Consider the following 25,985-nt stretch of genomic DNA (forward strand, 5'->3'; position numbering starts at 1 on the left):
TGTCCAGTGTTCCTGCTCAAACAAGACTCGGAGTGCTCAACGCTTGAGCCGGATCAACCCTTCCTGCGCCATCGAAGCGATCAGCGTGCCGTCGCGCGCATAGAGCGTGCCGCGGCTGAAGCCGCGCGATCCCGAACTCGACGGGCTGTCCTGCGCATAAAGCAGCCAGCCGTCGAGCGAATGCGGCCGGTGGAACCACATCGAATGGTCGAGGCTCGCCGCCTGGATGTCGGGATCGAACAGGCCGCGCCCATGCGCGAAGGTCGAGGTGTCGAGCAGCGTCATGTCGGAGAGGTAGGCGAGCAGCACGGACTGCAGCGCGCGATCGTCGGGAACCGGCCCGGCAAGGCGGATCCAGACATTCTGCCGGGGCGGCAGCTTGTCGCGGCTTTCATAGTGCTGAAGATTGACCGGCCTGAGCTCCAGCGGCCGCTCGCGCGCCCAGAAGCGGCGCACCGCCTCCGGCACACGCTCGGCCCTTTCGAGCAGCTGCCGCTGCGTCTGCAGCCCTTCCGGCGGCGGCACGTCGTCGGGCAGCGCGAACTGGTGTTCCAGCCCCTTCTCATCGACCTGGAACGAGGCTTCCAACGAAAAGATCGCCTGTCCATGCTGGATCGCCAGCACGCGGCGGGTGGTGAAGGAGCCGCCGTCGCGGATGCGGTCGACCTCGTAGATGATCGGCACCCTGATGTCGCCCGGTCGCATGAAATAGCCGTGCAGCGAATGCACGAAGCGGTCCGGCTCCACCGTCCGCTGCGCCGCCACCAGCGCCTGCGCGATGGTCTGGCCGCCGAACACGCGCTGCCACTCCACCTGGGGGCTGCGACCACGATACAGATTGTGTTCCAGCCTCTCGAGGTCGAGAATGCGCAGAAGCTCGTCGATCGCCGCCGTCATGTTTTGTGACCTCGCCGCAAAATTGCTATGGCGGTTTCCGACAGGAAGAACGAGCCGTCAAGGGCGCCAGCCGCGGCCGGCGCGCAAGGAGCCAAGACAATGGAACGCAAGGCGGACGCCAAGACCAGATCCGGGCTCGATGTTCTCGTCGCCGGCGCCGGCTATGTCGGCCTGGCCACCGCCGTCTCGCTGAAGCAGGCGCGGCCGCATTTGGCCGTGGCACTGGTCGATGCCGCGCCCGCCGGCGCGTGGCAACGGGATGGCCGTGCCTCGGCCATTGCGGCGGCCGCCTGCCGTATGCTCGACCAGCTCGGCGTCTGGGCCGAGATCGCGCCGCAGGCGCAGGCGATCACCGAGATGATCATCACCGATTCGCGCAGCGCCGATCCGGTGCGCCCGGTCTTCCTGACCTTCGGCGGCGAAGTGGCGCCGGGCGAGCCCTTCGCCCATATGGTCGCCAACAAGTCGCTGAACGGCGCCTTGCGCGCCAGAGCCGAAAAGCTCGGCATCGACATCATCGAAGGCGTCGCGGTGCAGGGTTTCGAGACCAATGGCGCCGGCATTACGGTGCATCTGGCCGACGGCGCCGCGCTGACGGCGCGGCTCCTGGTCGCCGCCGACGGCGTCAACTCGAAGCTGCGCGACATGGCCGGCATCAAGACGGTGAAATGGGAATACGGCCAGTCCGGCATCGTCTGCACCGTGGCGCATGAACGCCCGCACAATGGCCGCGCCGAGGAGCACTTTTTGCCCGCCGGCCCCTTCGCCACGCTGCCGCTGAAACCCGACGAGGACGGCACCAACCGCTCGTCGATCGTCTGGGTCGAACGCGCGGAAGATGCCAAAACGCTGGTGGAAGGCGACGATCTCGTCTTCGAGCATGAACTCGAACAGCGTTTCGGCCTGAAGCTCGGCGAGATCCGCGTTGCCGACAAGCCGCGCGCCTGGCCGCTCGGCCTCACCATCGCGCGCGCCTTCGTCGCGCCGCGCGTGGCCCTTGCCGGCGACGCCGCCCACGGCATCCATCCGATCGCCGGCCAGGGCCTCAATCTCGGCTTCAAGGATGTGGCGGCACTTGCCGAGGTGATCGTCGAGGCCGACCGGCTCGGCCAGGACATCGGCGCGCTGGACGTGCTCGAACGCTACCAGCAATGGCGCCGTTTCGACACGGTGCAGATGGGCGTCACCACGGATGTGCTGAACCGGCTGTTTTCCAACGACATCACCCCGCTGCGCACCGTCCGCGACATCGGCCTCGGCCTCGTCGAGCGCATGCCGCGCCTGAAGGCGTTTTTTATCCGGCAGGCATCGGGGCTGTCCGCCGGCACGCCGCGGCTGCTGAAGGGCGAGGCGATCTAGCGCTGGAGGCTCAGTTCACCTCGAAACCCAGCTTCTGCCGCAGCCGCAGCATGCGCTGATCGGCGATCTCAAGGCGCTTCTCGCCGCCCTGGGCGGCGCGGTTGACCATCTGCAGCAGGTCATTTCGCTCGCCGACATCGAGACGCTCGCGCAGGAACGGCGCCAGCTTGTCGATGACGACGGTGGTGTCGTCGATCTGTGACGCCGCCCATTTGGCATAGATCACCGCTTCATCGGTCTTCTTCTTGTCGGCGATCTCGGAAATAACCGCGCGGATGACGGCCTCGCGCTGCGGCAGGATGGGTCCATTTTCGGAGACGATTGACGTAATCAGCGTCGCCGCGGCCACCACCGGATCGTCGATCGCCGTCAGCGGCGACAGGGCTGCCTGCTTGCGCAGCTTCTTGCGCCGGATGTTGCCTTGCACGCGCCCGACGACATCGGCGACCTCGCGCGCGGCGTCGTTCATGGCCTTCATCCGGTACCACCAGAACGCCGCCGCTCCGAGCACGCCAAGGACAGCAATCAGGAAAGGCATGTCGAAATCCCCCAGGAACCCGCGCGACGATAAGAGAACTGTCGCGCTGCTTCAACACGCGAGAGTTGCCTCCGGCGAAGAAAATTCAATTTGCGGCTGGTGAAGCTTAGGCGATTAAACAAGCCGATTTGCGCCGTTGAATCCAGGCGCCGCCTATGACCCCGGTATGTCGTAGATCGCCCGCACTTCGATCGTGCCGAGTTCGGCCAGCGGAATGCGGGCGGCGATGTCCAGCGCTTCGTCGAGCGTGTCGGCTTCGACCATGACGAAACCAAGCAGCTGCTCCTTGGTTTCGGCGAAGGGGCCGTCGATGACAAGGCGCTTGCCCTCGCGCCGTCGCACCGACTTCGACGTCCTCACCGATTGCAGCGCCTGCGCGATGATCAGCTTGCCCTCCTGGTCCAGGACCTCGTTATAGGCCAGCGAATCGGCATCGAGCTTGGCCCCCCTCTCGGCAGTGAGCGCGTAAAGGTCTTTCTCCTCACCATAGACCAGGCAGACATATTTCATTGCGGCCTCCCCTGCTGCGACGAACCATAGGATGCGGCAACGAGCGTGTCAGCCTTGCCTTCGACCGCCGCCGCATGGTCGAGAAGACATGCCGCGACGCCGATGATGGCGACCGCCGCCAGCAGCCTGCCGAAGACGGGCGCCGGCGGATCCAGCCAGAAGTCTTCCTGTCGCTCAGGCCTGCGGCCTGGCCTCTTCCACAATGCGAAAAACAGATTGTCCATGTGAACCTCCATCCGGCCACAATCCCATGGCCGCCCGCAGGACGGCCGGGCCGGATGGAAGCCGACATTTTTGCGCGTGCTTTTTTGCAAAAAAATTTGACCGCTGACGCCGATGTCGCCGTTTCCGCTGCGATGACGCGATGGCCTTCCCTCGCGCCCGCGCTATAGTTGAGAGGAACGCTGGCGCCGGGCCGGCGCAATCGAGGCCAAGGAGGACTTCATGGATCGCACCGCAACAGCCGTCTGGAAAGGCAATCTGAAAGAAGGCAAAGGCACGCTCGACAGCCAGAGCGGGACGCTCAAGGGCACGCCCTATTCGTTCAAGGCGCGCTTTGAGGATGAAAGCGGCAAATCCGGCACCAATCCGGAAGAGCTGATCGCGGCCGCTCATGCCGGCTGCTACGCCATGCAGCTTTCGCACTTCCTGGCCGAGAACGGCACGCCCGCGGCCGAACTCGACGCCAAGGCCGTGGTGACACTGGTTCCAGGCACCGGCATCACCGGCAGCGCGATCACGCTGGTCGGCAAGGTGCCCGGCATCGATGCGGCGAAATTCAAGGAACTGGCCGAGAAGGCCAAGGCCGAATGCCCGGTCTCCAAGGCGCTCGGTGCGATCAAGGTGTCGCTCGACGCCAAGCTCGGCTGAGCAGAGTGACCTAAAGCGACAAACGCCGGCCTTCGGGCCGGCGTTTTCATGACGGACAATCGCGCCCCTGCGCGGCTACGTCTGATTGTCGGCGACCTCAACCGCCCAGCGCGTCGAGCCGGGCGCGCAGAGCGGCGACTTCCTGCTCCAGCGCCTCCACTCTCGCCTCCAGCTCGGAGTGAGGCATGGCCGGCGCACTGCGCTGAGCCGAAAGGGCTGCAACGTCCACCGGTCCGGCGAGGAGATGCACGTAGCGGTCCTCGCGCTGACCTGGCCCGCGCGGGATTTCCTGGATCAGCGGCGGCCGGCGGCCGATCAGCATGTCGAGTTCAGCGCGCAGATCCTCGATCGACGAAAACCGCGCCATGCGCTCGGCGCGCGCCAAGAGCTCATGCGCGGTCTGCGGCCCGCGCAGCAAGAGCAGGCCGAGCAACGCGGTCTGCGGCGTGGTCAGCGAGAAGCGCTGCGCCATCTGGTGCTCATAGCGCTCGACGCGCGAGCCGAACATCTGCCGCACCAGCCCCTTCTGCTCGAGCAGCTTCAGTGCCCGGTGCACCTCTGTCGGTTCCAGCGCCATCACCGGCTCGCGCGCCGTCTTCTGGTTGGCGGCGGCAAGTGCTGCGTTGAGCGTCAGAGGGTAGACATCGGGCGTCAGCTCCTTCTTCTCGATCAGGCAACCGAGCACGCGCGCTTCGATGGGGGGAGAGGATGGGAAGGTCTTCGCTCATGAAAGTTGTTTGGCCTCCTGGCTGTAAAACGCGGTTGCAAGGGCGTGTTGGCGTGCCTGGTGTGCCTCATCCCCGACCATGGCGGCAAGGTTCATTTCGTGGTGACCATAACGCGCTTCGAGATGGCATGCGATGGCGATCGGGATGAGACCGGACCCCATCTCTCGCGTCTGCCTTTTTCCGCTCGATCAGCCGCGGAGCATATGCATGGCGCGCGCCTTGGCATTTACAGCAATTTCAGGAGAAGTGCGTAGCGGAGATAGAGCGTTTTACGGCCCGTGAAACGCGCTAGTCCAACTCAACTTCGGACGCGACGTCCGTCCGTGACGGTTTCAGCTTCCAGAATGATCTGACGAGCACGTCCTCGGCATAGATCGCTTCGTCGAACTGGGCTTGTCCAAACACCTCGGTCAGCGTCGGTCGATCCCCGAGTAGCGAAACGCCAAAGGCAGCCTGGTCATTCGCCAGCGGCACGTCCAGCGCGTCCAGAATGGTCGGAAATATGTCGATTGTGCCCGAAAGCCCGGCATACGCTTTGGCAGGAATGCCGGCGCCCGACAGGGAGAAAAAGTTGCGCCGTTCATATTTGTTCAAACGATCCGTCACAGTGCTTGGCGCACTGAGATGGTCGCTTTGCAGCACCAGAACGGCGTCTGCCATCAGACCTTCTGCCTCGGCCTTGTGGATGAAGTCCGCGATCAGCATGTTCGTGCATTTCACGGCATGGAGAATGTTTGGGGCCTGTGGGGAAAGTCCCGTCTTGCCGATACATTTGTCGGTCAGGTAGCCATCCGTCGCATGCCCGCCGCTGACCGCGATCGTCAGCGAGAACGGCCGGCCGTCTTGCTGCGCACGGCGCAAAACGTCGAAGCTCATATCCAGAACCTGGGCGTCATCAGCGCCGAATGAACTGCCAGGCCCGCCGACGGCGGCCACCACCTCGGCTCCGCCGAAAAGTGACGAGTAGCCATGGGAGGCGTAGAACGCCCCCTGACCGGTAAAGCCGAGCGGCCAACCGGAAATGAAATTCTGCCGATAGCCTCGTGCCCTTAGAACATCACCCAGGCATGTCAGGCCCGGCAGGAATTGCGAATTCTCCTCCAGATATTGGCGCGTTGTGAAATAAGTCATCAGCAACGGCGTTCCGCAGTTCGCCGCCACCATCCCGGCCATGGAATTGTTGGTGTAGGCAAGCTGCACCATGTTCGTCGCCGAAAGACCGCGCTTGTCGAATTCGAGCAGCGGATCCATGACGTCGCCGAACTCCGCCTTGTTCAGGTAGGTGCGCTCGGCGCTCTCGACGAAGATATGGACGAGGTTCTTTGGCGCGGCCGCCACGGACGCCGTTCCTGCCTCCGGTTTTGTCAACGGCGTGATATCGACGAACCGCGTGGCGAGGAAATCATGCAGCGGATTGGAATGCATCGCCGCCACGATCGGGCGCGTCAGCATCGGGTTCGCCGCCAGGAAGAACGCCATCAGGGCGACGTCCAATCCTCGTGTCAGCGTGCCGCGCGCCTTCAATGCGGCTAGGCCGAAAAGAACGACCGCAATGACCAGTATCGTGCTGCCGGTATGCATCAGATATTCAACAACGACACCGGGCGTCAGGATGCCCGCATCGACGTGCATCAACATCGCACCCCAGTCAAAATAGCCGAAGGCGCTTTCGATATAGATATAGACAAGGAATAGAAGGCCGGGGAAAAGCGAAAAATAGAGCCTGAACCACCCGGTTTTTTGCTGATCCGCCCCCTTGTCCCGGAACCTATCCATCAAGACAAGCGCAATTAAGATTCCCAAGCCGACAGCCGCAAGCAGCCCCTTCTCTTGAAAATAGATCAGCGACACAAGCCAGGTGAGCGATCCCACGGTTGCTACGCTGATCAATGGTCCGGATACTGAGTACCGATTCACGATAAAGCCGTGCATCACTTTGCTCTCGAGGGACAATCTCCCAAGTGAATATCGAGAACCACTTAAGACTATACTAAGGCAATGCTGCAGGCCTCGCGCATAAAGCAATCAGTTACTTGAACGATTTCTAATATAAGGTCGCCGAAATGCCTCGCCCGTGGCGAGCGGCATGTCTGGAAACAACGATCAGGCGCGGTCGACCGCCACCCAACAAGAGCATGCCAGGCAAGGCGCAGTCAGCGAGAACTGCAGAGCCATCTGAACGGATGGCGTTCGACACGCGAGCCGAACAACGGCGACACCAGCCCTTCTGCTCAAGCAGCTCGGGCGCCTGGTGAATTTCCGTCGGTTGCCATCCCCGGCTCGCACCATCCTCTGCATGGTGCCCGCTCGGCATTGAGCGGCAGCGAATCCGGCGTCAGTTCCTTCTTTGGATCAGGCAGCCGAGCACACCCGCTTCGATGGAGAGGATGGGAAGATCGCTCATGAAAGTTGTTCAGCCTCCTGACGATAAAACGCGGTTGCAAGGGCATGTTTGCGCGCCTGGCGGGCATCGTCCCTGACCGTGGCTGCAAGGTTCATTGCGTGGTGACCATAGCGGGCTTCGAGATAGCGCGCGATGGCGGTCGGGATGAGACCGGACCCCATCTCCCGCGTCTGGCTTTTCCGCTCGATCAGGCCGCGGATTTCCTCTGCTGCCGGCACCGGCACGTCCGTCTGGTCGAGGCATTCGCCGAGGTTCATCGGCGGCAGGCCGGCAAAGCCGCGCTGTTCCATCCAGTCCAGGGCCACCAACGGCCGGATCAGATAGAACAGCTTCTTCAGCTTCACCTCGCCGGAAAAACTGCCGATCTTGGCGACATGCGAGCGCGCCAGACCGAGATAGTGCTGCGATACCTTTACCGGATCGACGATCTCGGCCATCAGGTCGAGAAGGCGCGCGCGAAATCCCGCGACTTCTTCGTAGACGATGGGTGACTTTGCCCATTCGACGATAACCGCATTGCCGCCGAGCGCCAGCAGCAACGCCTTGCGCAGATCCCAGCCACCGGCATCGACCTCGCCTTCAATCGGAAACTCGATGACGTCGCGCGGCTGTTGCAGCACGAGGTGATCCGACACGCGCCTGATATAGACAAAGCGGCAGTCATAGTCGCTGTCCGGAGACGGAAAGCCCCAGGCGCGACTGCCGCTTTCGATGGCGAACAGGATTTTTACACCCTGGCTTCGCACCAGATCGAGGCGCTCGCGGAGGGCCGCGACGGCGTCCGGCGAAAAGTCAGCGGGTAGTTTCGGCGTCAGACTCGGCGCTCCACCATCATCTTCTTGATCTCCGCAGCCGCGTCGCCGAAGGCGCGCGAAAAGGAAAAGCGATCGCGGTTAGACCCGGCGCTCCACCATCATCTTCTTGATCTCCGCAGCCGCGTCGCCGAAGGCGCGCAAAAAGGAAAAGCGATCGCGGTTAGACCCGGCGCTCCACCATCATCTTCTTGATCTCCGCGATCGCCTTGGCCGGATTGAGGCCCTTGGGGCAGGTCTGCGCGCAGTTCATGATGGTGTGGCAGCGATAGAGCCGGAACGGGTCTTCGAGATTGTCGAGTCGCTCGCCCTTGGCCTCGTCGCGGCTGTCGATCAGCCAGCGATAGGCCTGCAGCAGCGTTGCCGGGCCGAGATAGCGGTCGCCGTTCCACCAGTAGCTCGGGCACGAGGTCGAGCAGCAGGCGCACAATATGCACTCATAGAGCCCGTCGAGCTTCTCGCGGTCCTCATGGCTCTGCAGCCATTCCTTGGCCGGCTGCGGCGACACCGTCTTCAGCCACGGCTCGATCGAGGCATGCTGGGCGTAGAAATTGGTGAGGTCGGGCACCAGGTCCTTGACCACCTGCATATGCGGCAGCGGATAGACTTTCACGGCGCCGGAAATGTCGTCGCAGCCCTTGGTGCAGGCCAGCGTGTTCGAGCCGTCGATGTTCATCGCGCAGGAGCCGCAAATGCCTTCGCGGCAGGAGCGGCGCAAGGTCAGCGTCGGGTCGATCTTGTTCTTGATCCACAGCAGCGCGTCGAGCACCATCGGCCCGCAATCGTCCATGTCGACGAAATAGGTGTCGATGCGCGGGTTCTCGTCATCGTCCGGCGACCATCGGTAGATGCGGTATTCCCGCAGATTGGTGGCACCCTCCGGCTTCGGCCAGGTTTTGCCTTGCTGGATCTTCGAATTCTTGGGAAGCGTCAGTTCGACCATTACCTCAGGTCCTTTCGGATGACGAGCTTCAGCCCGGACCAGATTTCATTCACGGCGGCGACCTTGACGTCGACAAGGTCGCGCTTCAGCGCTTCGGTGCGCACGACGCCCTCGGTGACATCGGTCGGCACTTTCGATGCTTTCTTCGGCCACGACACCCAGACCATGCCGTCGCGCTTGATCGCCGCCTCGACATCGCCGAGGCGATCCTCGATCTCGGCGCGATGCCGGGTGAAGGCGTGCACCGCGTCGTATCTCTGATGGCTGCCCGAAATGTCGGACCATTCGGCAAGCCGGTCGACCTCGGCAAAATCGACGGCGTCAACCAATTCATCGAGCTCCGGCGGCAGCGCGATGAAGGCGGCCGTCATGCCATCCTTCAGGCCAAGCTTGGCCGGAAGGGGCTTGCCGGAATATCCCGTGGCCGCCAGCGCCATCGTCAGTACACCCTGGCCTTCGGCGCGATCTTGGCGAGGCTGATGCCGCCGTCCTTTTCGGCCAGCAGCGGCTCGGTGTGCACCGGCCGGTAGCTGAGCGTCACCTTGCCGTCCTCGCTGAGCCGCGCCAGCGTATGCTTGCGCCAGGTGGCGTCGTCGCGCGACGCAAAATCTTCCCGCGCATGCGCGCCGCGGCTCTCCTTGCGGGCCTCGGCGCTGTAGACGGTGGTGATGGCATTGGCCATCAAATTCTCCAGCTCCAGCGTCTCGACCAGGTCGGAGTTCCAGATCATCGAGCGGTCTGAGACCTTGATGTCCTTGAGCTCGCCCCAGATTTCCGAAATGCGCTTGCAGCCGTTTTCCAGCGATTCCTGCGTGCGGAACACGGCAGCGTCTTCCTGCATCGCCTTCTGCATTTTTTCACGCAGCACCGCCGTCGGCGTCGAACCATTGGCGTGGCGCAGCCCGTCGAAGCGATCCATGATCTTTTCGACCGAGGCTTCGTTGGGCGAAGGGATCGCCGACTTGCGGTCGATGACCTGGCCGGCGCGGATCGCCGCGGCGCGGCCGAACACGACCAGATCGATCAGCGAGTTCGAGCCCAGCCGGTTGGCGCCGTGCACCGAGGCGCAGCCCGCCTCGCCCACCGCCATCAGACCGGGCGACACCCGGTCCGGGTTCTCTGCCGTCGGGCTCAGTACCTCGCCCCAGTAATTGGTCGGCACGCCGCCCATATTGTAGTGCACCGTCGGCAGCACCGGGATCGGCTCCTTGGTCAGGTCGACGCCGGCGAAGATCTTGGCCGATTCCGAAATGCCGGGCAGCCGCTCATGCAGCACGGCCGGATCGAGATGGTCGAGATGCAGGAAGATGTGGTCCTTCTTCTTGCCGACGCCGCGGCCCTCGCGGATTTCCAGCGTCATGCAACGCGAGACGACGTCGCGCGAGGCAAGGTCCTTGGCCGACGGCGCGTAGCGTTCCATGAAGCGCTCGCCCTCGGAATTGACGAGATAACCACCCTCGCCGCGCGCGCCTTCGGTGATCAGGCAGCCGGCGCCATAGATGCCGGTCGGGTGGAACTGCACGAATTCCATGTCCTGCAGCGGGAAGCCGGCTCGTGCCGCCATGCCGCCGCCGTCGCCGGTGCAGGTGTGCGCCGAAGTTGCCGAGAAATAGGCGCGGCCATAGCCGCCCGTCGCCAGCACCACCATTTTGGCCGAGAAGCGGTGGATGGTGCCATCATCGAGGTTCCAGGCGACGACGCCGGTGCAGGTGCCGTCCGGCTCCATGATCAGGTCGAGCGCGAAATACTCGATGAAGAACTGCGCGTTGTTCTTCAGCGACTGGCCGTAGAGCGTGTGCAGGATGGCGTGGCCGGTGCGGTCGGCGGCGGCACAGGTCCGCTGCACCGGCGGGCCTTCGCCGTAATTCATCATGTGGCCGCCGAACGGCCGCTGGTAGATCTTGCCCTCTTCGGTGCGCGAGAACGGCACGCCATAGTGCTCGAGCTCGTAGACCGCCGCCGGTGCTTCGCGCACCAGATATTCCATGGCGTCGACATCGCCGAGCCAGTCCGAGCCCTTGACGGTGTCGTACATGTGCCACTGCCAGGAATCGGGACCCATATTGGACAGCGAGGCGGCAATGCCGCCTTGCGCGGCAACGGTGTGCGAGCGGGTCGGGAACACCTTGGTGATGCAGGCGGTGCGCAGGCCCTGTTCGGCCATGCCGAGCGTGGCGCGCAGGCCGGCGCCGCCGGCACCGACGACCACCACGTCGAATTTGTGGTCGACAAAGCTATAGCCTGCTTTGTTGGCTGATTTCGCGTCCTTGGCCAACTCAGCCTCCGAATGCCAGCTTGAGCAGGGCGAAGATCGAGGCGACGCCGACCGCTATGGTGAAAAATGTGTTGAGCGCGATCGTCGCCAGCTTCAGGCCTTCGCTGGTCACGTAATCCTCGATGATCACCTGCATGCCGAGCCGCATATGGATCAGCCCTGAGATGAGCACCAGGGCCAGCATCAGCGCCACGAACGGATTGGCAAGTGCCGCGCGCACTTCCGCATAGCCGGCGCCGTTGAGCGCGATGAGGAACCCGACGAAGAACAGCGTCAGCGGGATGTTGGCGATAGCCGTCAGGCGTTGGCGCCAGAAATGGCTGGTGCCCTCACGGGCGGAACCAAGACCGCGGACTCTCGCCAGCGGCGTGCGCATGTCGGTATTTTTGTTGCCGCTCATGGTCAGGCTCCTCGCGCCATATAGCCGGCGACCCAGATCAGCAGGGTGAGCAGGACCGAGCCGACCAGCGTCGCCCAGGCGATCTTCGAGGCAGTGTGCTTTTCAAGGCCGGTGCCGGTGTCCCAGACCAGGTGGCGCACGCCGCCCAGCATGTGGTGCATCAGCGCCCAAGTGTAACCGAACAGGATCAGCCGGCCGAGCCAGGTGCCGAAGGCCCAGTTGACCCAGTCGAAAACCGGTTGCGAACTTGCCGCCGCCATCAGCCAGACGGCGACCAACAGCGTGCCGAAATAAAGCGCCCCGCCGGTGATGCGATGGATGATCGACATCGTCATCGTGATCGGCGGCCGGTAGATCGTCAGGTGCGGCGAGAGCGGCCGTTTACGTCTGGCGAATTCGCGGGTGGCTGGTGATTTGCTCATGGCTCCCCCAGGTTCGGCGTCTCTGGAGCCTCAGGTGGGAATGCGGCATTGCCGCTTCCGGTTGCGACTTCGGACAGCCGGTTTCTAATGCTCTTTTTGCACCGCGTCAAAGCCAGAAAATCGTTTTGGAAAAGTCATTTAGTCTGACAAAAAGGCAGGCTCGGGCTTCAATCGATTAGGGGCTGATGGCCCGCAGCCGGCTCTATATCGCTGCAGTGCAGCATGTCTGGCCCGGAGCCCGGCTGTGTTGCGATTCGCACTATCGTTTGCAGGTCTGCGGCGTCGAGCCTCTCTTCATCACCAGCGCCTCACGCCCGTCGATCACGATTGCGTCATGCGTGGCGGCCTCCTGGTAGCGGCTGGACTGGTTGGCGGGCGACGCCGCGAACTCCTCGGTCGCGCCGTCGGCCCCGACCACACGCAACGCCGTGCCGAGATTTTGGATGGTGATCATGCCGTTGTTGCCGCATCTGTAGGTGGCCGTACCTATGCCGGATCGCGGCGCGGTGAGATCGGTGGTGATCTTGGTTGCCGGTGCTGGAGGCGCGGATGCCGGGGGAGCGGCGGCCGCGATGGGCTGCTGCGCCGGCGCCGGCGAGACGGTACTGGCCGCCTTTGGCGCGCCATCCTGCGGCACACAGGCAGCAACGATGGCCAGAAACGGGAAAACGGACACCCAAACCGTCCGGCGTAACGCCATATGCTGTCCTCCCGCGCGGCAGACTAGCCACGATGCTGCGCCAAGATCAAGGTTGCCCCAACGCCACCTTTGGATCCATTCGATGCCGGCCGCGATGGTGCCGCCAAGCATGGCCGAATGATGGCCGACGGGTTTTCCCTCCAGTCGGAAATTAACCATGTTTACCGAGACATCGCCGCGCAGCGCGCCAGCCTCTTAACAAAGGTTAAGAAAAGGTTAATTTCTGATTCGAGGAGGCTTGCCTCAAAGAAGGAAAACGCCATGCGTTTAAACTCGAGCAGATTGCGCCTTGCTGCGCTCATTGTGGTGGCCTCGGTCGCCGGCCTGGCGACGCCCACGCTGGCCGATGGACGCCACCACGATCGCGTCTACGCCGATTCCTTCGGCAATCTCGTCATCGACAGCGCCGCCGGCTACAAGCGCATCATCGTCGGCGAGGGCAAGCTGGCCAAGCAGCTGTCCGACTACACCAGTGCCGGCCAGCCCAAGGTGATCTACCAGAACGAATCCGACGAGATATCGGGCTACAGCGATTGCTACCGGCCGCCGGTGTTCGTCAAAGGCCGCAGCTACATGTACGGGCTTTCCGACGGCGAAATGCCGGAACTCAGCCCCTGCCGCTAGAGCATGATCCCGAAAAGTGGGAACCGGTTTTCGGAAGAGATCATGCTCCAAGAAAGAGATGGATCAGGATGACGATTCAACCAACGTCATCCCGATCTGGAGTTGATGATGATCGCGTTGGACGGCCACTCGCCTCCCAGCCCGGCTGAAGCGCGCACGCAGTCGCGCCCGGCATTCTTCGCCAGATAAAGCGCCTCATCCGCGCGCCGCATGAGATCGGCAATGGTTTCACTGGGATGAAGTTCGGCGATGCCGAAACTCGCGGTGCAGCGATTGTCCGGCGGCAGACCATCGATGGGCAGCGCGCCGAACGCGCTGCGCGTGCCCTCGGCGAACAGCCGAGCGGCGGCAAGATTGGCCCCCGGCAGGATGATGGCGAATTCCTCGCCGCCGATACGGCCCGCGACATGGTGCCTGGCGGCGGCCTCGCGCAGGAAACCGGCAAAGGTCTCGATCACGCGGTCGCCGGAGGCATGGCCGAAATTGTCGTTGATGCTCTTGAAATGATCGAGATCGGCGATGACCAGCGCGACCGGAACGCCTTGCCGCATCGCGCCAAGCACGGCCTGCTCGGCCTGGCGCGTGAAGGCACCGCGATTGAGCAGTCCCGAAAGCGTATCGGTCTCCGACTTCGACGTCACATCGGCCAACACCTCACGAACCAGGATGGCCAGGATGAGCAACGCCAGCGCGAGGCCGAAGACGGTGCCGAGCGACTGCGACACCAGCGCGTAGCCACTTTGCAGATAGGCCTGCGGGTTGGCACCCCAACCGCCGAGCGCATGCGCGATGAATGGCTTTGAGGCAAATTGCACACCGCTGGCGACCAGCACCGCCATCAGGATGCGTTCGAGCCGGCCACGGCTTTGCCTGGACGACCAGACGATGGCCAATCCGACGAATTGCATGACGGCATAGGGAAGCTGGTAGGCCATCATGCGAGCCAGCGACTGGCGCGGCAGGTCCTGGACGAAATAGACGGCGATGGTGGCGGCGAGCAGGAAGAACAGCATCGGCGGCCATGGCGTCGCGATGCCGTATTTGCGGGCGAGCCCGACATTGAAGGCTATGGTGGCACCAAGGAAGACGGCGAAGGCGGCGACCACCGCCGGCCGCGCATCCGTAAAGGCGGGAATGCTGAATTCGATGGCGAAATAGACCATGCCCAGGAGATAGCCGGACGCCAGCCAGCGAGCCGGGACGCGGCCGACATCGTGGAACGCGACCGCCATGAAGGATGCCGCCAGCAGGCCGGCAACCGACAGATTGATCAGCAGGATGAAGTTCGCGCCGCTCATCTCTTTCGCACCCCGTGCCGCAGCTAAACATCGACGGGCGAAAAAGACGTTAACGTGGGCTGGAAAGCCCGGTGTCAGGCGGTCTTGGGCTGTTCCGGCACGAACAGCGTTTCGGGCCGTTCGTAGGACAGGCGCACGCTGTCGCGGCCGTTCTTCTTGGCCTTGTAAAGCGCCTCGTCGGCACGGCGCATCAAGGGCTGCAGCGCTTCCTCGCCGCTGCGGGCCGCTACGCCGAAACTCGCGGTGACCTTGGTGCCGGGGGAAGTCCGTCGACGCCGCCGGCCGAGTAGAGGGTGCGCACCGCCTCGGCGAACAGCCGCGCGGCGGCAAGATCGCTCAGCGGTAGAAGCACGGCGAATTCCTCGCCGCCGATGCGCCCGGCGGCCCCGCGCGCGCCGGTGGCCGCCTGCAGCTTGGCGGCGAAGTCGGCGATCACCCGATCGCCTGCCGCATGCCCGTGCACATCGTTGAGTGCCTTGAAATGATCGAGGTCGGCCAGTACCAGCGCGACCGGAAACTTCGCCGCCGCGCAACGCTGCAACAGGAACTCGGCGCGCTCTTCGAAGCCGCGCCGGTTGAGCAGGCCCGACAGCGGATCGGTATATGTCTCGGCCTTCAGCGCCTTCATCACGTCGAGCGCCGCGGCGCTGAACAGGCAAAGCGCGATCAGCAGCGACAAAAGCGCATGCGACAGCAGCGCCGTCGTCCAGTAGGACGAGCCATAGAATCCGTCATAGCTGGTGAACGGCCCGTGCGCGATGACGACGACAAGCGTGCGCACGAAGAAGTTGAGGCCCGACAGCAGCGACAGCACGAACAGGATCTTCTCGGTCGGGCCGTTGTTGCGCACCGGCCTGAGTTCGGCGCCGACCAGAAGGCTGAGCCCGCCGAAGGCGAAATTCATCGCCAGGATACGCCAGGTGAGATCCGGCGCGACGAAGAGGAACCAGCACAGCGACGCCAGCCCGCCACCGGCCAGCACGCCGATCCCCACATAGGGCACCTTGCGGCCATAGCGGGCGACGATGGCGCCCGACAGGCAGCAGCCGGCGATGGTGAAGCAGATGTTGGACACCAGCTTGGTCAGCACCATGCCGACGGGCAAGGTGAAATACTGGAACAGAAAGCCGGGCGCCGAAACACAATAGCTGAGTGCCAGCACGGCCAGGTAAGGCCGGTGGCGCTGATAGGCCCATAGCACGATGAAGGCCGAGCCGAGCGCCAGCGCGATCGTCGGATTGAGCAGCGCTATGAACAGGCCGGTGTCCAAAAGACGGTGACTTCCCCTCGCTTGACGTCAGGGAAGAGCTTAGGGCGCAAGCCCAAACAAGCGGTTAAGCGCGGGCGAATATGTCGGCCGCACGCGTGAAAAACCCCGGAACCGCAAGGCGGTCCGGGGTCTGGCAATCATCGGAGCGTGCTGGCTGGAGGTTACTTCCAGTCGCGGATGTCGACGAAGTGGCCGGCGATCGCCGCCGCCGCCGCCATCGCCGGCGACACCAGATGGGTGCGGCCCTTGAAGCCTTGCCTGCCCTCGAAATTGCGGTTCGAGGTCGAGGCGCAGCGTTCATGCGGCTTCAGCCGGTCGTCGTTCATGGCCAGGCACATCGAGCAGCCCGGCTCGCGCCAGTCGAAACCGGCGGCGAGGAAGATCTTGTCGAGACCCTCGGCTTCCGCCTGTTCCTTGACGAGGCCGGAGCCCGGCACGATCATGGCGTTGACGCGCGGATTGACGGTCTTGCCTTCGATCACCTTGGCGGCGGCGCGCAGATCCTCGATGCGGCCATTGGTGCAGGAGCCGATGAAGACGCGGTCGAGCGCGATGTCGGTGATCTTGGTTCCCGGCGTCAGGCCCATATAGTCGAGCGCGCGCTGCTTGGAGGTGCGCTTGTTCTCGTCGGTGATATCGTCCGGGTTCGGCACGATGCCTTGCACGGAGACGACATCCTCGGGCGAGGAGCCCCAGGAGACGATCGGCGGCAGCTTGGCCGCGTCGAGCACGATCACCTTGTCGAAATGCGCGCCTTCATCGGACTGCAGCGTCTTCCAGTAGGCGAGCGCGGCATCCCAGGCAGCGCCCTTCGGCGCACGCGGCTTGTCCTTGACATAAGCGAAGGTCGTCTCGTCGGCGGCGATCAGGCCGGCGCGCGCGCCGCCCTCGATCGACATGTTGCAGATCGTCATGCGGCCTTCCATCGACAGCGCACGGATCGCCTCGCCGGCATATTCGATGACATAGCCGGTGCCACCGGCGGTGCCGATCTCGCCGATGATGGCGAGAATGATGTCCTTGGCGGTGACGCCTTCCGGCAGCTGGCCGTCGACGCGCACCAGCATGTTCTTGGCCTTGCGCTGGATCAGCGTTTGCGTTGCCAGCACATGCTCGACCTCGGACGTGCCGATGCCGTGCGCCAGCGCGCCGAAGGCGCCATGCGTGGAGGTGTGGCTGTCGCCGCAGACGATGGTCATGCCGGGCAGCGTAAAGCCCTGCTCCGGGCCGATGATGTGGACGATGCCCTGGCGGATATCGTTCTCGGAATAATATTCGACGCCGAAATCCTTGGCGTTCTTGGCCAGCGCCTCGACCTGGATGCGGCTTTCCTCGTTCTTGATGCCGAACTTGCGCTCGGGCGAGGTCGAGACATTGTGATCGACCACGGCCAGCGTCTTTTCCGGATGCCGAACCTTGCGGCCGCTCATGCGCAGGCCTTCGAAGGCCTGCGGGCTGGTCACTTCATGGACGAGGTGGCGGTCGATGTAGAGCAGGCAGGTGCCATCGTCCTGGCGGTCGACGACGTGGTCGTCGAAAATCTTGTCGTAGAGGGTGCGCGGTGCGCTCATGTGCGTAAATCCGTCGATATGAGAATGGGAAAGAGCAGATGCCGGCAGGTCTTGGTCCGGCGCAACGACCTGGACAGGTCGGCCTAGCTAAGTCGGCTGGTCAAAGCGCCGCTGACGCGCGCGGAGAAGCGCGACGGCAGGCGTTTTCTGTCCTGCAGCACGAACCCTTTGTAAGCCGGATCGCCAAAAAGCTCTTCCATGGCGTGGCTCATACCAATGTTTTGGCTTTTCGGCAATTGCGGCGTGGCTTCGCATAATCCGCGTTCCTCACCCTCGCACCTTCGGGGGATAGGAAGGGCACCAAGGTCGGCAAACTCGCGCCTTTCCTCTCCCCCGTCGATCGGGGAGAGGTGTCGAGCGAAGCTCGACGGAGTGGGGGTCGACCTGGCACGGCCATTGTTATTTCAAGTCGGGCAATGCCTCGGCTTGATCGAGGCTCTGTGGCGAGTTGTCGGCGGCAGCGCATTTGAGGGCCGGCTTCCCCCACTCCGTCGCTGCTTCGCAGCGCCACCTCTCCCCTCCGGAGGGAGAGGAAAGGAGCCAAGGTCGAGAAACTCTGCGCTCACATCACCTCGAACACAAACGTCTTCACCAGCGCTTCCGGCTCGGCGATGGCATAGCAGCGGAACCATGGGCTTTGCTCGACCAGACGCCATTTCTTCGTCTGCGTGAGTTCGTCGAACACAGCCTGAAAACCGCCACTTTCAAACACCTGGTCGCGCACGGTGAAGATGGCATGGCCGCCCTTTTTGGTGATGCGCACCAGTTCGTGCAGGCCCGACGCCGGCGCGTGGCTGATGGTGAACACGCCGGTCGAGAAGAAGGCGCGGAAATACCCGTCCGGCCAGGGCAGCGGGCCGCCCAGCATCGCCTGTTTCAGCTCACTATAGGCATTGCGGCTGCCGGCGATCTTCAGCATGTCGTCCGAGAGATCCAGCCCGGCAATGGCGCCGTAGCCCAGCGCCTTCAGCGACGGCCCTGACAGCCCGGTGCCACAGCCGGCGTCGAGCAGCGGCCCTTCGCCGGCCGGCACATGGCGCGCCACCCACGCGGTGATCAGGAACGGCAGCAAATAGCCGAGCGAAGCGGTCTCGCTGTCATAGGTCGCGGCCCAGGCGGCATAGGCTTGCGCCAGCGTTTCCGGCGTGTCGGCGCCATAGACGGAATCCAGCGCCGCATTGGCCTGGTCGACGATCATGAGACCTCCCTCCATGCGGACAGGATCGTAACCCTGTCTTTGCCCAAAAACTATTCCTCGTTCTGGCGGCGCAGGCGCCGCTCCAGCGCCCTGAGCGCCAGCGACAGGCCGACGGTCAGGATGAGGTAGATATAGGCAACGATCGAATAGGTCTCGAAGAAGCGGAACGAGCCGGCGGCATAGACCTTGCCCATCTGGGTGATGTCGGCGACGCCGAGCACCGAGACCAGCGAGGAATCCTTGACCAAAGCGACGAAATCATTGCCGAGCGGCGGCAATATGGTGCGGATCGCCTGCGGAAACACGATCAGCCGGAAGCGTTGCGCGCGGCTCAGCCCGAGCGCCTTGGCCGCCTCGATCTGGCCTTTCTCGACCGCCTGGATGCCGGCGCGAAAGACCTCGGAGATGAAGGCGGAGTAGCCGATCGTCAGCGCCATGATGGCGCGCCACAACAGCGACACGTCGCGCACCAGAAGCTCACCGAAATAGCCCGCGCTTTGCAGCGGCGCGGTCAGCGCATTCCAGGCCGCGACGAAGGCCGGCGCGCCGGCAAAGGCGATCCAGAACAAAAGCACCAGGATCGGCACGCCGCGAATGATCTCGACATAGAAACGCGCAACCTGCCGCAGCCACTGCGAGCCCGACAAGCCCATCAGCGCGATGCCGAGACCGATGATCGACGCCAGCGCGAAAGCCACCACGGTGACGAAGACGGTGATGCCGATGCCCTTGGCGACCGTGGCGAAGACCTGGGCATAGAGATCGCTGGCCGCAATGAACAAGGCCGCCGCCAATGCAAGGACGGCGGCAACGGCAAGCCACCAGGGGAATTCGGCTTTGGTGGTGGAGGACGAAGGCGGTGCCATCAGGCGATGTCGCCGGAATGGAAGTCTCGAAAGGGTAGCGCTAAGGCACCCCTCTCTGGCTTGCCAGCCATCTCCCCCGCAAGGGGGGAGATCGGATGTTTGATCGGCTTTCGCCAACCATCAACGTCGACTGGAGCGCGCCGTCGGCCGAACAGCCAATCTCCCCCTTGCGGGGGAGATGCCCGGCAGGGCAGAGGGGGGTGCTCAAGGGCAAACTCAGCGTGATTTCCCGCACGGGCACTCCCGTCAACAACAGGACCTACTGCCCCATCTTGTAGTCAAGGAACCACTTCTTGTTCAGCGCATCGAGCGTCCCGTCCGCCTTCAGCGCGGCGATCGCGGCGTTGACCGGCTTCACCAGGTCCGACCCTTTCGGGAAAATGAAGCCAAAATCCTCGGTGCCGAGCGGGCCGCCGATCAGCTTCAGCTTGCCCTCGGATGCATCGACATAGCCCTTGCCGGCGGTGCCGTCGGTCAGCACGACATCGACGTCGCCCGCCTTAAGCGCCTGCACGGTCGCGCCAAAAGTCTCGAACAGTTTGATGCGCGGGTTCTGCTCATTGCCGTCGAGCACGCTGTAGACGGCGGTGTAGAACGGCGTGGTGCCGGGCTGCGCGCCGATCAGCCCGTCCTTGAAGGCGCCGAAGGTCTTGGCGTCGGTGAAGCGGCTTTCGTCGCCACGCACCAGCATGAACTGCTCCGAGCGCATATAGGGGTCGGAGAAATCGACCTTCTCCTTGCGGTCGTCCTTGATGGTGATGCCGGTCATGCCGATGTTGTACTGGTTGTCGGAAACCGCCTGGATCATCGCGTCCCAGGAGGTGTTCTGGTACTCGACCTTGAAATTCAGCCGCTTGGCGATTTCGTTCATCGCGTCATATTCCCAGCCGATCTGTTTTCCCGTCTTGGGATCGATGAACTGCAGCGGCGGATAAGCGTTTTCGGTGACCACCACGACCTTCTTGCCACCGAGATCGGGCAGCGCCTGCGCAAAGGCGGCAACGGGCGCCAGCACAAGGGCAAGCAGGCCGGCCAGCAGCAGTTTCGACTTGGTCATGACACACTCCCGAAAATTGAAAGCGCCCGGATGGGCTTACAGGAAAATCCGGCGCCGACTTTAGCTTTCCGCAAACGTCATGCAAGACGGTCCGCTGCGTCAGCGTGCGCGAAAAGGGATTCGGATGCCCTCAATTCAGGGATTCTAGGATGATCGGTTATGTCGAACCAGAAACCAGCGCGTCGGCATCCGCCGAGGCGCCTTCCGCTACGGCGTTGCGCAGACCGGCAACAAGCTGGGTGAGCGTTGCGTGCAGCGCCTTCGCTTCGCCAGGCTGCAGCGGCACGCTGCAGGCAAGGGCTGCGGACACGTCCTTGATGCGCGCGCGCAGCGCCTGGCCCTTGGCCGTCGGCTCGACCAGCACCCGGCGCTCGTCGGCGGCATCGCGGCGGCGGGTGAGAAGGCCGCCCGCCTCCATGCGCTTGAGCAGCGGCGTCAGTGTCGCCGAATCGAGGCCCAGCGCTTCGCCAAGCGCGCCGATCGTGCTCGGCGCGCGCTCCCACAGCGCCAGCATGACCAGATATTGCGGATAGGTCAGGCCGAGCGGATCGAGCAACGGCCGGTAGAGCTTGGTCATCAGCCCGCTCGCCGAATAGAGCGCGAAGCAGAGCTGCTGGTCGAGCCGCGGCACGTGAAACGTCCCGGCGGCCTCCGCCGGGACGTCGCTGGCGCTCTCTGTGGTCTTTGTCGTCATGCTGCCTTTGCCGGAAGCGCCACTACCGAAAGCGCTACGTCGACATTGCCCCGGATAGCATTGGAATAGGGGCAGATCTTGTGCGCTTCCGATACAAGCGCTTCCGCCGCCGCCTGATCAAGGCCTTTCGTCTCCGCCGCGAGCGCGACGCCGAGCTTGAAGCCCTCGCCATTGGGAAGCAGGCTAACGGTCGAGGTTACCGCCGCATCCGTGAGCGGCAGCTTCTGCTTGCGCGCGACGAAGCGGATGGCGCTTTCGAAGCAAGCGGCGTAGCCGATGGCGAAAAGCTGCTCAGGATTGGTGGCGCCCCCTGGCCCGCCGAGCTCCTTGGGCAAAGCCAGATCAACCTTGAGTAGGCCGTCACTGGTCTCGCCATGGCCGGCGCGGCCGCCGGTGACGTGAGCCTGTGTAGTGTAGAGTGCCATATCAAATCTCCAATTATCTTGTGCGCGATTATTTAGTACACAAGATAATATGACTTCAACGCCGGGATCCGATTTTCTGGGCTGAAGCGTTCACAGTCTGGTGAAACGAAAAAAGGCGGCCGAAGCCGCCTTTTTGAATGGGATTTCCGAAGTCTTATTCGGCGGGGGTCGCTTCCGCAGCCTTGGCGGCCTCAGCCTCGGCGGCTGCCTTCTTCTCGGCGGCTTCCTTGGCGGCCGTCTCGGCGGCCAGCGCCTGGGCAGCGGCGACCTTCTCGGCCTCGATGCGGGCCTTCTCGGCGTTCAGCGCGTCGCGCTCCTCATCGTTGAGCTTGCGGGCGCGCACGCCGGTGTTTTCCGAAATACGGGCCGACTTGCCGCGACGATCGCGCAGGTAATAGAGCTTGGCGCGACGCACCTTGCCGCGGCGGACGATCTCGACGCCCTCGACCATCGGCGAGAACACCGGGAACACGCGCTCGACGCCTTCGCCATAGGAGATCTTGCGGACGGTGAAATTTTCCTGGAAGCCGGAACCGGCGCGGGCGATGACGACGCCCTCATAGGCCTGGACGCGGGTGCGGGTGCCTTCGGTCACGCGGACCTGGACGCGCACGGTGTCGCCGGGCTGGAATTCGGGGAGCTTGCGCTTGGCTTCGATCTTGGCGGCCTGCTCGGCCTCGAGCTGACGGATGATATCCATCTTGGGTAATCCACTTCTTGTTCTTCCGACAGTCAGAGCGTCCGACACTCGCCTTGCAGTTCCATTGACCGCTCGGCTATGTCCTTTGTCTCTGAGACATTTTTGTCTCTCAGACATCGGACAGGGGCGACTACACCGTCATTGTTGACGGGTCCGGCAGATTCTTCTTCCGGTTCGGCGGCGACATACAGCTATTTCAGCGCTTTGTCACGCCCGCGCACGAGTCTTTTTTGCTGGCATGGCACCATCGTAATCGCTTCGTGCCGGGTTGCGCCGCTCTCTGGGGCTTTCTAAGCCTGACATAGCACAGTTTTCCGCGGTGGCATTCCATGTCTGTCTTCGACGCCATCCTGCTGTTCCTTGCAGGCTTTCTTTCAGGCGCCGCCAATGCGGTCGCCGGCGGCGGCACCTTCATCACCTTCGGCGCCATGACACTGGTCGGCGTGCCGCCGATCGTCGCCAACGCCACCTCCTCGGTCACGCAATTCCCGGGCTATATCACCTCGACGCTCGCCTACTGGACCGACATCCGTCACTTCTGGCGCGGTGCTCTGCTGCTTTGCGCCATATCAGCGATCGGCGCACTGGCCGGCGCGCTGATCCTTCTGGCGCTGTCCAACCCGTCCTTCCGCGCCCTGGTGCCGTGGCTGCTGTTGGGCGCAACCGCCCTGTTTGCCGCTGGGCCGTGGCTGAAGCCAGCGCCAAAGCCCGGCCATGAGGCGGCGGTCGGCTCGCTCGCCGGTTCGCTGGCGCAGTTCGTCACCGCCATCTATGGCGGTTTCTTCGGCGCCGGCATGGGCGTGATGATGCTGGCGACGCTCGGCCTGACCCAGGCCGGCGACTACCACCGGCTGAACGCGCTGAAGAACATGCTGGCCGTGGTCATCGCGGCTGTCGCCATCGCCGTCTTCGTCTCCGGCGGCGTCGTCGCCTGGCCGCAGGCGATCGTCATGATCCCGGGCGGCGCGCTCGGCGGCTATGCCGGCGTCTGGATCGCCAAGCGCGTGCCGCAAAACGTGGTGCGCGGCTTCGTCGTCGCCGTCGGCTTGTTTCTCGCCTTTTACTACTTCGGCAAGGGCTGAGCGCTGAGGAGGTCAGGCCGTCTCTCCCTGGTCAGCCGCTCGGACTGCTCCCGCCGCCATGCGGCGATCTTCTTGTGATTGCCCGAAATCAGCACCTCGGGAATCTCCCGGCCCTCGAATTCCTGCGGCCGCGTGTAGTGCGGATGTTCGAGCAGGCCATTCTCGAAACTTTCTTCCTCGCCGGACACCGCATTGCCCATCACGCCGGGCAACAGCCGCACCACTGCGTCGAGCAGCACAAGTGCTGCCGGCTCGCCGCCGGAGAGAATAAAATCGCCGATCGAGACCTCTTCCAGGCCACGGGCCTCAATCAGCCGCTGGTCGACGCCCTCGAAGCGGCCGCACAGGATGACGGCGCCCGGCCCGGCGGCCAGTTCCCGCACGCGCGCCTGGGTCAGCGGTTTGCCACGCGGGCTCATCAAAAGCCGCGGACGCGCATCGCCTGGCGGCGAGGCATGGTCGATTGCCCTGGCCAGCACATCGGCGCGCATCACCATGCCGGCGCCGCCGCCGGCCGGCGTGTCGTCGACGGTGCGGTGCTTGTCGGTGGCAAAATCGCGGATCTGGATCGCTGCAAGCGACCACGTGCCCGCCTCCAGTGCCCGCCCGGCCAGCGACAGGCCGAGCACGCCCGGAAACATCTCGGGATAGAGCGTCAGTACCGACGCGGCAAAAATCACCGGTTACCCCCGGCGTCGCGCGGTCCGCGCGGCCTGCCCTTCGGGTCGAAGTCTTCCTCGCGCGGCGCATCGCCGTCCTCGTCCTCGACCAGCCCGGCCGCCACCGGGTCGACGCGGACAAAGCCCTCGGCGATCGACACATCAGGCACGGCGGCCTGCGTGAACGGGATCAGCACGCCCTTGCGCCCGGCAAGCGTCACGTCGAGAATGTCGCCGCCGCCGAAATTATGCACCGCGACCACCTTGCCTAGCGCAGTGCCGGTGTCGTCGCGAACCTCCAGTCCGACCAGGTCGGCATGGTAGAATTCGTCCTCCTCGCTATCGTCCGGCAGCATCGAACGGTCGACGAACAACTCGGTGCCGGCGAGCGCTTCGGCCGCATTGCGGTCGCTGATGCCCTTGAAACGCACCACGACGACCGTGTTGGCGGGCCTTATGTCTGTTATCTGGAAGGCACGGCCATCCCTGGCATAGAGCGGCCCATAATCGGCCAGCGCCATCGGCTCGCCGGTGAAGGTTTTCACCCTGAGTTCGCCCTTGATGCCGTGGGCGGCGCCGATCACGGCCATCTGGACAGGGTTTTGCGGCTTGCTCATTGCGAAATATCCTTTGGCCTGCTCTAGCCCCAGCCCGGCGTCATTTCAATGATCACCCCTTGTCATTTCAATGACGCGCTCTTCACCGCTTCCTAACCCGAATCCCCGAAAATGCCGCCATGCAGGAATTCCTCATCCCGGCGAAACCCGATCTCCAGGCGGCGCGCGAAAGCTGGTTGAAGATGCTGGCGCGTGAGCGCCGGCTGTCGCCAGAGACCGTCGAGGCCTATGAACGCGACACGCGCCAGTTCCTGCATTTCCTCACCGGCCATTGCGGCGGCTCGCCCGGTATTTCCGACATCGCCAATCTGCGTCCGGCCGATTTGCGCGGCTTCCTCGCCGCCCGCCGCAACGCCGGCGCCGGTGCCCGCACGCTTGGCCGTGGGCTGGCCGGCATCCGCTCGCTGCTGCGGTTTCTCGAACGGCGAGGTCTCGCCAATGCGGCTGGTGCCGCAGCACTTCGCGCGCCGCGCCAGCCCAAATCGCTGCCAAAACCACTGACGGCGAGCGACGCCAAACAGGTCGTGTCGGTGGAGGGCCAACTGGCCGAAGAACCCTGGATCGCCGCCCGCAACGCCGCCGTGCTGACGCTGCTTTATGGCTCGGGCCTGCGCATTTCCGAGGCGCTCGGCCTGTCGGCCGCCGATCTGGCCTCGGAGGCCGATACCGTGCTGCGCGTCACCGGCAAGGGCGGCAAGACGCGGCTGGTGCCGGTGCTGCCGGTGGCGCTCAGGGCAATCGCCGAATACCGCCGGCTCTGTCCCTACCATCTCGACCCCAAGGAACTTCTGTTTCGCGGCGCGCGCGGCGGCCCGCTCAATCCGGCCATCATCCAGCGCGACATGGCGAAACTGCGCTCGGCGCTCAACCTGCCCGATACGGCGACACCGCACGCCCTGCGCCATTCCTTCGCCACCCATCTGCTTGGCGCGGCGGCGATCTGCGCACCATCCAGGAACTGCTCGGCCACGCCAGCCTGTCGACGACACAGATCTACACCGGCGTCGACACCGCAAGGCTGCTCGAAATCTACGAATCGGCCCATCCAAGGGCGTAACCCCTTCAA

General features: G+C 63.9%; 27 protein-coding genes and 2 pseudogenes. 5 read left to right on the forward strand and 24 right to left on the reverse strand.

Features of this window, described 5'->3' with window-relative positions:
- Nucleotides 1-36: 36 nt before the first annotated feature.
- Entirely contained in the window at nt 37-897 is an 861-nt protein-coding gene (tesB, locus tag HB778_RS13260) for an acyl-CoA thioesterase II (RefSeq protein WP_183464301.1), read from the reverse strand.
- Nucleotides 898-996: 99 nt separating this feature from the next.
- Between tesB and HB778_RS13265 the strand changes: the two genes are divergently transcribed.
- A complete protein-coding gene (locus HB778_RS13265; RefSeq protein WP_095202808.1) occupies nt 997-2,256 on the forward strand; it encodes a ubiquinone biosynthesis hydroxylase in 1,260 nt (419 codons plus the stop codon).
- A 10-nt stretch (nt 2,257-2,266) separates the two neighbouring features.
- Here the strand turns inward: HB778_RS13265 and HB778_RS13270 are convergent, their stop codons facing one another.
- From HB778_RS13270 to HB778_RS13280, 3 genes are all read right to left on the reverse strand, one after another.
- Complete coding sequence (locus tag HB778_RS13270; RefSeq protein WP_183464302.1) at nt 2,267-2,794, reverse strand: hypothetical protein; 528 nt, start codon at nt 2,792-2,794, stop codon at nt 2,267-2,269.
- Nucleotides 2,795-2,947: 153 nt separating this feature from the next.
- Nucleotides 2,948-3,304 carry a YciI family protein gene (locus HB778_RS13275; protein ID WP_183464303.1) on the reverse strand — a complete coding sequence of 119 codons (357 nt, stop codon included), beginning with the start codon at nt 3,302-3,304 and terminating at the stop codon, nt 2,948-2,950.
- Nucleotides 3,301-3,528 (reverse strand): hypothetical protein, encoded by a 228-nt coding sequence (locus HB778_RS13280; RefSeq protein ID WP_183464304.1) that lies wholly within the window; start codon nt 3,526-3,528, stop codon nt 3,301-3,303. Before HB778_RS13280 ends, HB778_RS13275 begins: the two co-directional genes overlap by 4 nt.
- A gap of 220 nt (nt 3,529-3,748) precedes the next feature.
- Here HB778_RS13280 and HB778_RS13285 point away from each other — a divergent pair, with 220 nt between their 5' ends.
- The gene (locus HB778_RS13285; protein ID WP_069090493.1) at nt 3,749-4,174 is read left to right on the forward strand and encodes an OsmC family protein; all 426 of its coding nucleotides are present in this window, start codon (nt 3,749-3,751) and stop codon (nt 4,172-4,174) included.
- Nucleotides 4,175-4,271: 97 nt separating this feature from the next.
- Here HB778_RS13285 and HB778_RS13290 read toward each other — a convergent pair whose 3' ends face one another.
- The 9 genes from HB778_RS13290 to HB778_RS13330 form a co-directional block, all read right to left on the reverse strand.
- A complete protein-coding gene (locus tag HB778_RS13290) occupies nt 4,272-4,859 on the reverse strand; it encodes a YceH family protein (protein ID WP_244661905.1) in 588 nt (195 codons plus the stop codon).
- A gap of 331 nt (nt 4,860-5,190) precedes the next feature.
- On the reverse strand, nt 5,191-6,834 hold the full coding sequence (locus HB778_RS13295) for a sulfatase-like hydrolase/transferase (RefSeq protein ID WP_183464305.1): 1,644 nt from the start codon (nt 6,832-6,834) through the stop codon (nt 5,191-5,193).
- A 468-nt stretch (nt 6,835-7,302) separates the two neighbouring features.
- Entirely contained in the window at nt 7,303-8,052 is a 750-nt protein-coding gene (locus HB778_RS13300) for a nucleotidyltransferase domain-containing protein (protein ID WP_183464306.1), read from the reverse strand.
- Nucleotides 8,053-8,281: 229 nt separating this feature from the next.
- Nucleotides 8,282-9,061, reverse strand: a complete 780-nt coding sequence (locus HB778_RS13305; protein ID WP_010912301.1) for a succinate dehydrogenase iron-sulfur subunit — start codon at nt 9,059-9,061, stop codon at nt 8,282-8,284.
- Complete coding sequence (locus tag HB778_RS13310) at nt 9,061-9,498, reverse strand: DUF3052 family protein (protein ID WP_183464307.1); 438 nt, start codon at nt 9,496-9,498, stop codon at nt 9,061-9,063. The genes HB778_RS13305 and HB778_RS13310 overlap by 1 nt, the downstream gene beginning before the upstream one ends.
- Before the next feature lie 2 nt (nt 9,499-9,500).
- A complete protein-coding gene (gene sdhA / locus HB778_RS13315; protein WP_183464308.1) occupies nt 9,501-11,336 on the reverse strand; it encodes a succinate dehydrogenase flavoprotein subunit in 1,836 nt (611 codons plus the stop codon).
- 1 nt (nt 11,337) lies between these two features.
- On the reverse strand, nt 11,338-11,736 hold the full coding sequence (gene sdhD / locus HB778_RS13320; protein ID WP_183464309.1) for a succinate dehydrogenase, hydrophobic membrane anchor protein: 399 nt from the start codon (nt 11,734-11,736) through the stop codon (nt 11,338-11,340).
- Between the two features lie 2 nt (nt 11,737-11,738).
- Nucleotides 11,739-12,158: a succinate dehydrogenase, cytochrome b556 subunit gene (sdhC, locus tag HB778_RS13325; protein WP_183464310.1), complete on the reverse strand. Its 420-nt coding sequence runs from the start codon at nt 12,156-12,158 to the stop codon at nt 11,739-11,741.
- 259 nt (nt 12,159-12,417) lie between these two features.
- Complete coding sequence (locus tag HB778_RS13330) at nt 12,418-12,858, reverse strand: hypothetical protein (RefSeq protein WP_183464311.1); 441 nt, start codon at nt 12,856-12,858, stop codon at nt 12,418-12,420.
- Nucleotides 12,859-13,119: 261 nt separating this feature from the next.
- On the opposite strand from HB778_RS13330, the gene HB778_RS13335 reads away from it, so the two are divergent.
- Complete coding sequence (locus HB778_RS13335) at nt 13,120-13,482, forward strand: hypothetical protein (RefSeq protein WP_183464312.1); 363 nt, start codon at nt 13,120-13,122, stop codon at nt 13,480-13,482.
- Between the two features lie 86 nt (nt 13,483-13,568).
- Here HB778_RS13335 and HB778_RS13340 read toward each other — a convergent pair whose 3' ends face one another.
- The 9 genes and pseudogenes from HB778_RS13340 to rplS form a co-directional block, all read right to left on the reverse strand.
- On the reverse strand, nt 13,569-14,780 hold the full coding sequence (locus HB778_RS13340; protein WP_183464313.1) for a GGDEF domain-containing protein: 1,212 nt from the start codon (nt 14,778-14,780) through the stop codon (nt 13,569-13,571).
- 74 nt (nt 14,781-14,854) lie between these two features.
- Nucleotides 14,855-16,050: pseudogene (locus HB778_RS13345) on the reverse strand (GGDEF domain-containing protein).
- A gap of 161 nt (nt 16,051-16,211) precedes the next feature.
- A complete protein-coding gene (gene leuC / locus HB778_RS13350) occupies nt 16,212-17,621 on the reverse strand; it encodes a 3-isopropylmalate dehydratase large subunit (protein WP_183464314.1) in 1,410 nt (469 codons plus the stop codon).
- 562 nt (nt 17,622-18,183) lie between these two features.
- Nucleotides 18,184-18,819, reverse strand: coding sequence for a class I SAM-dependent DNA methyltransferase (locus tag HB778_RS13355; RefSeq protein ID WP_183464315.1), 636 nt, complete (start codon nt 18,817-18,819; stop codon nt 18,184-18,186).
- 50 nt (nt 18,820-18,869) lie between these two features.
- The gene (locus HB778_RS13360) at nt 18,870-19,685 is read right to left on the reverse strand and encodes an amino acid ABC transporter permease (RefSeq protein WP_183464316.1); all 816 of its coding nucleotides are present in this window, start codon (nt 19,683-19,685) and stop codon (nt 18,870-18,872) included.
- A 259-nt stretch (nt 19,686-19,944) separates the two neighbouring features.
- Entirely contained in the window at nt 19,945-20,742 is a 798-nt protein-coding gene (locus HB778_RS13365) for a transporter substrate-binding domain-containing protein (protein WP_096451656.1), read from the reverse strand.
- A 157-nt stretch (nt 20,743-20,899) separates the two neighbouring features.
- Nucleotides 20,900-21,436 carry a MarR family winged helix-turn-helix transcriptional regulator gene (locus HB778_RS13370; protein WP_183464317.1) on the reverse strand — a complete coding sequence of 179 codons (537 nt, stop codon included), beginning with the start codon at nt 21,434-21,436 and terminating at the stop codon, nt 20,900-20,902.
- Nucleotides 21,433-21,861 carry an organic hydroperoxide resistance protein gene (locus tag HB778_RS13375; RefSeq protein ID WP_183464318.1) on the reverse strand — a complete coding sequence of 143 codons (429 nt, stop codon included), beginning with the start codon at nt 21,859-21,861 and terminating at the stop codon, nt 21,433-21,435. Before HB778_RS13375 ends, HB778_RS13370 begins: the two co-directional genes overlap by 4 nt.
- Before the next feature lie 154 nt (nt 21,862-22,015).
- Nucleotides 22,016-22,561, reverse strand: a complete 546-nt coding sequence (gene rplS / locus HB778_RS13380; RefSeq protein WP_010912318.1) for a 50S ribosomal protein L19 — start codon at nt 22,559-22,561, stop codon at nt 22,016-22,018.
- 329 nt (nt 22,562-22,890) lie between these two features.
- Here rplS and HB778_RS13385 point away from each other — a divergent pair, with 329 nt between their 5' ends.
- A complete protein-coding gene (locus HB778_RS13385) occupies nt 22,891-23,643 on the forward strand; it encodes a sulfite exporter TauE/SafE family protein (RefSeq protein WP_183464319.1) in 753 nt (250 codons plus the stop codon).
- On the opposite strand, the gene trmD is transcribed toward HB778_RS13385, so the two are convergent.
- Both trmD and rimM read right to left on the reverse strand, forming a co-directional pair.
- A complete protein-coding gene (trmD, locus tag HB778_RS13390) occupies nt 23,625-24,323 on the reverse strand; it encodes a tRNA (guanosine(37)-N1)-methyltransferase TrmD (protein ID WP_183464320.1) in 699 nt (232 codons plus the stop codon). The genes HB778_RS13385 and trmD overlap by 19 nt on opposite strands.
- On the reverse strand, nt 24,320-24,919 hold the full coding sequence (gene rimM, locus HB778_RS13395; RefSeq protein ID WP_183464321.1) for a ribosome maturation factor RimM: 600 nt from the start codon (nt 24,917-24,919) through the stop codon (nt 24,320-24,322). The genes trmD and rimM overlap by 4 nt, the downstream gene beginning before the upstream one ends.
- 119 nt (nt 24,920-25,038) lie before the next feature.
- On the opposite strand from rimM, the pseudogene HB778_RS13400 reads away from it, so the two are divergent.
- Nucleotides 25,039-25,976, forward strand: a pseudogene (locus tag HB778_RS13400) (tyrosine recombinase XerC).
- Nucleotides 25,977-25,985: the final 9 nt, after the last annotated feature.

The organism is Mesorhizobium huakuii, assembly GCF_014189455.1.
Lineage (GTDB): Bacteria > Pseudomonadota > Alphaproteobacteria > Rhizobiales > Rhizobiaceae > Mesorhizobium > Mesorhizobium huakuii_A.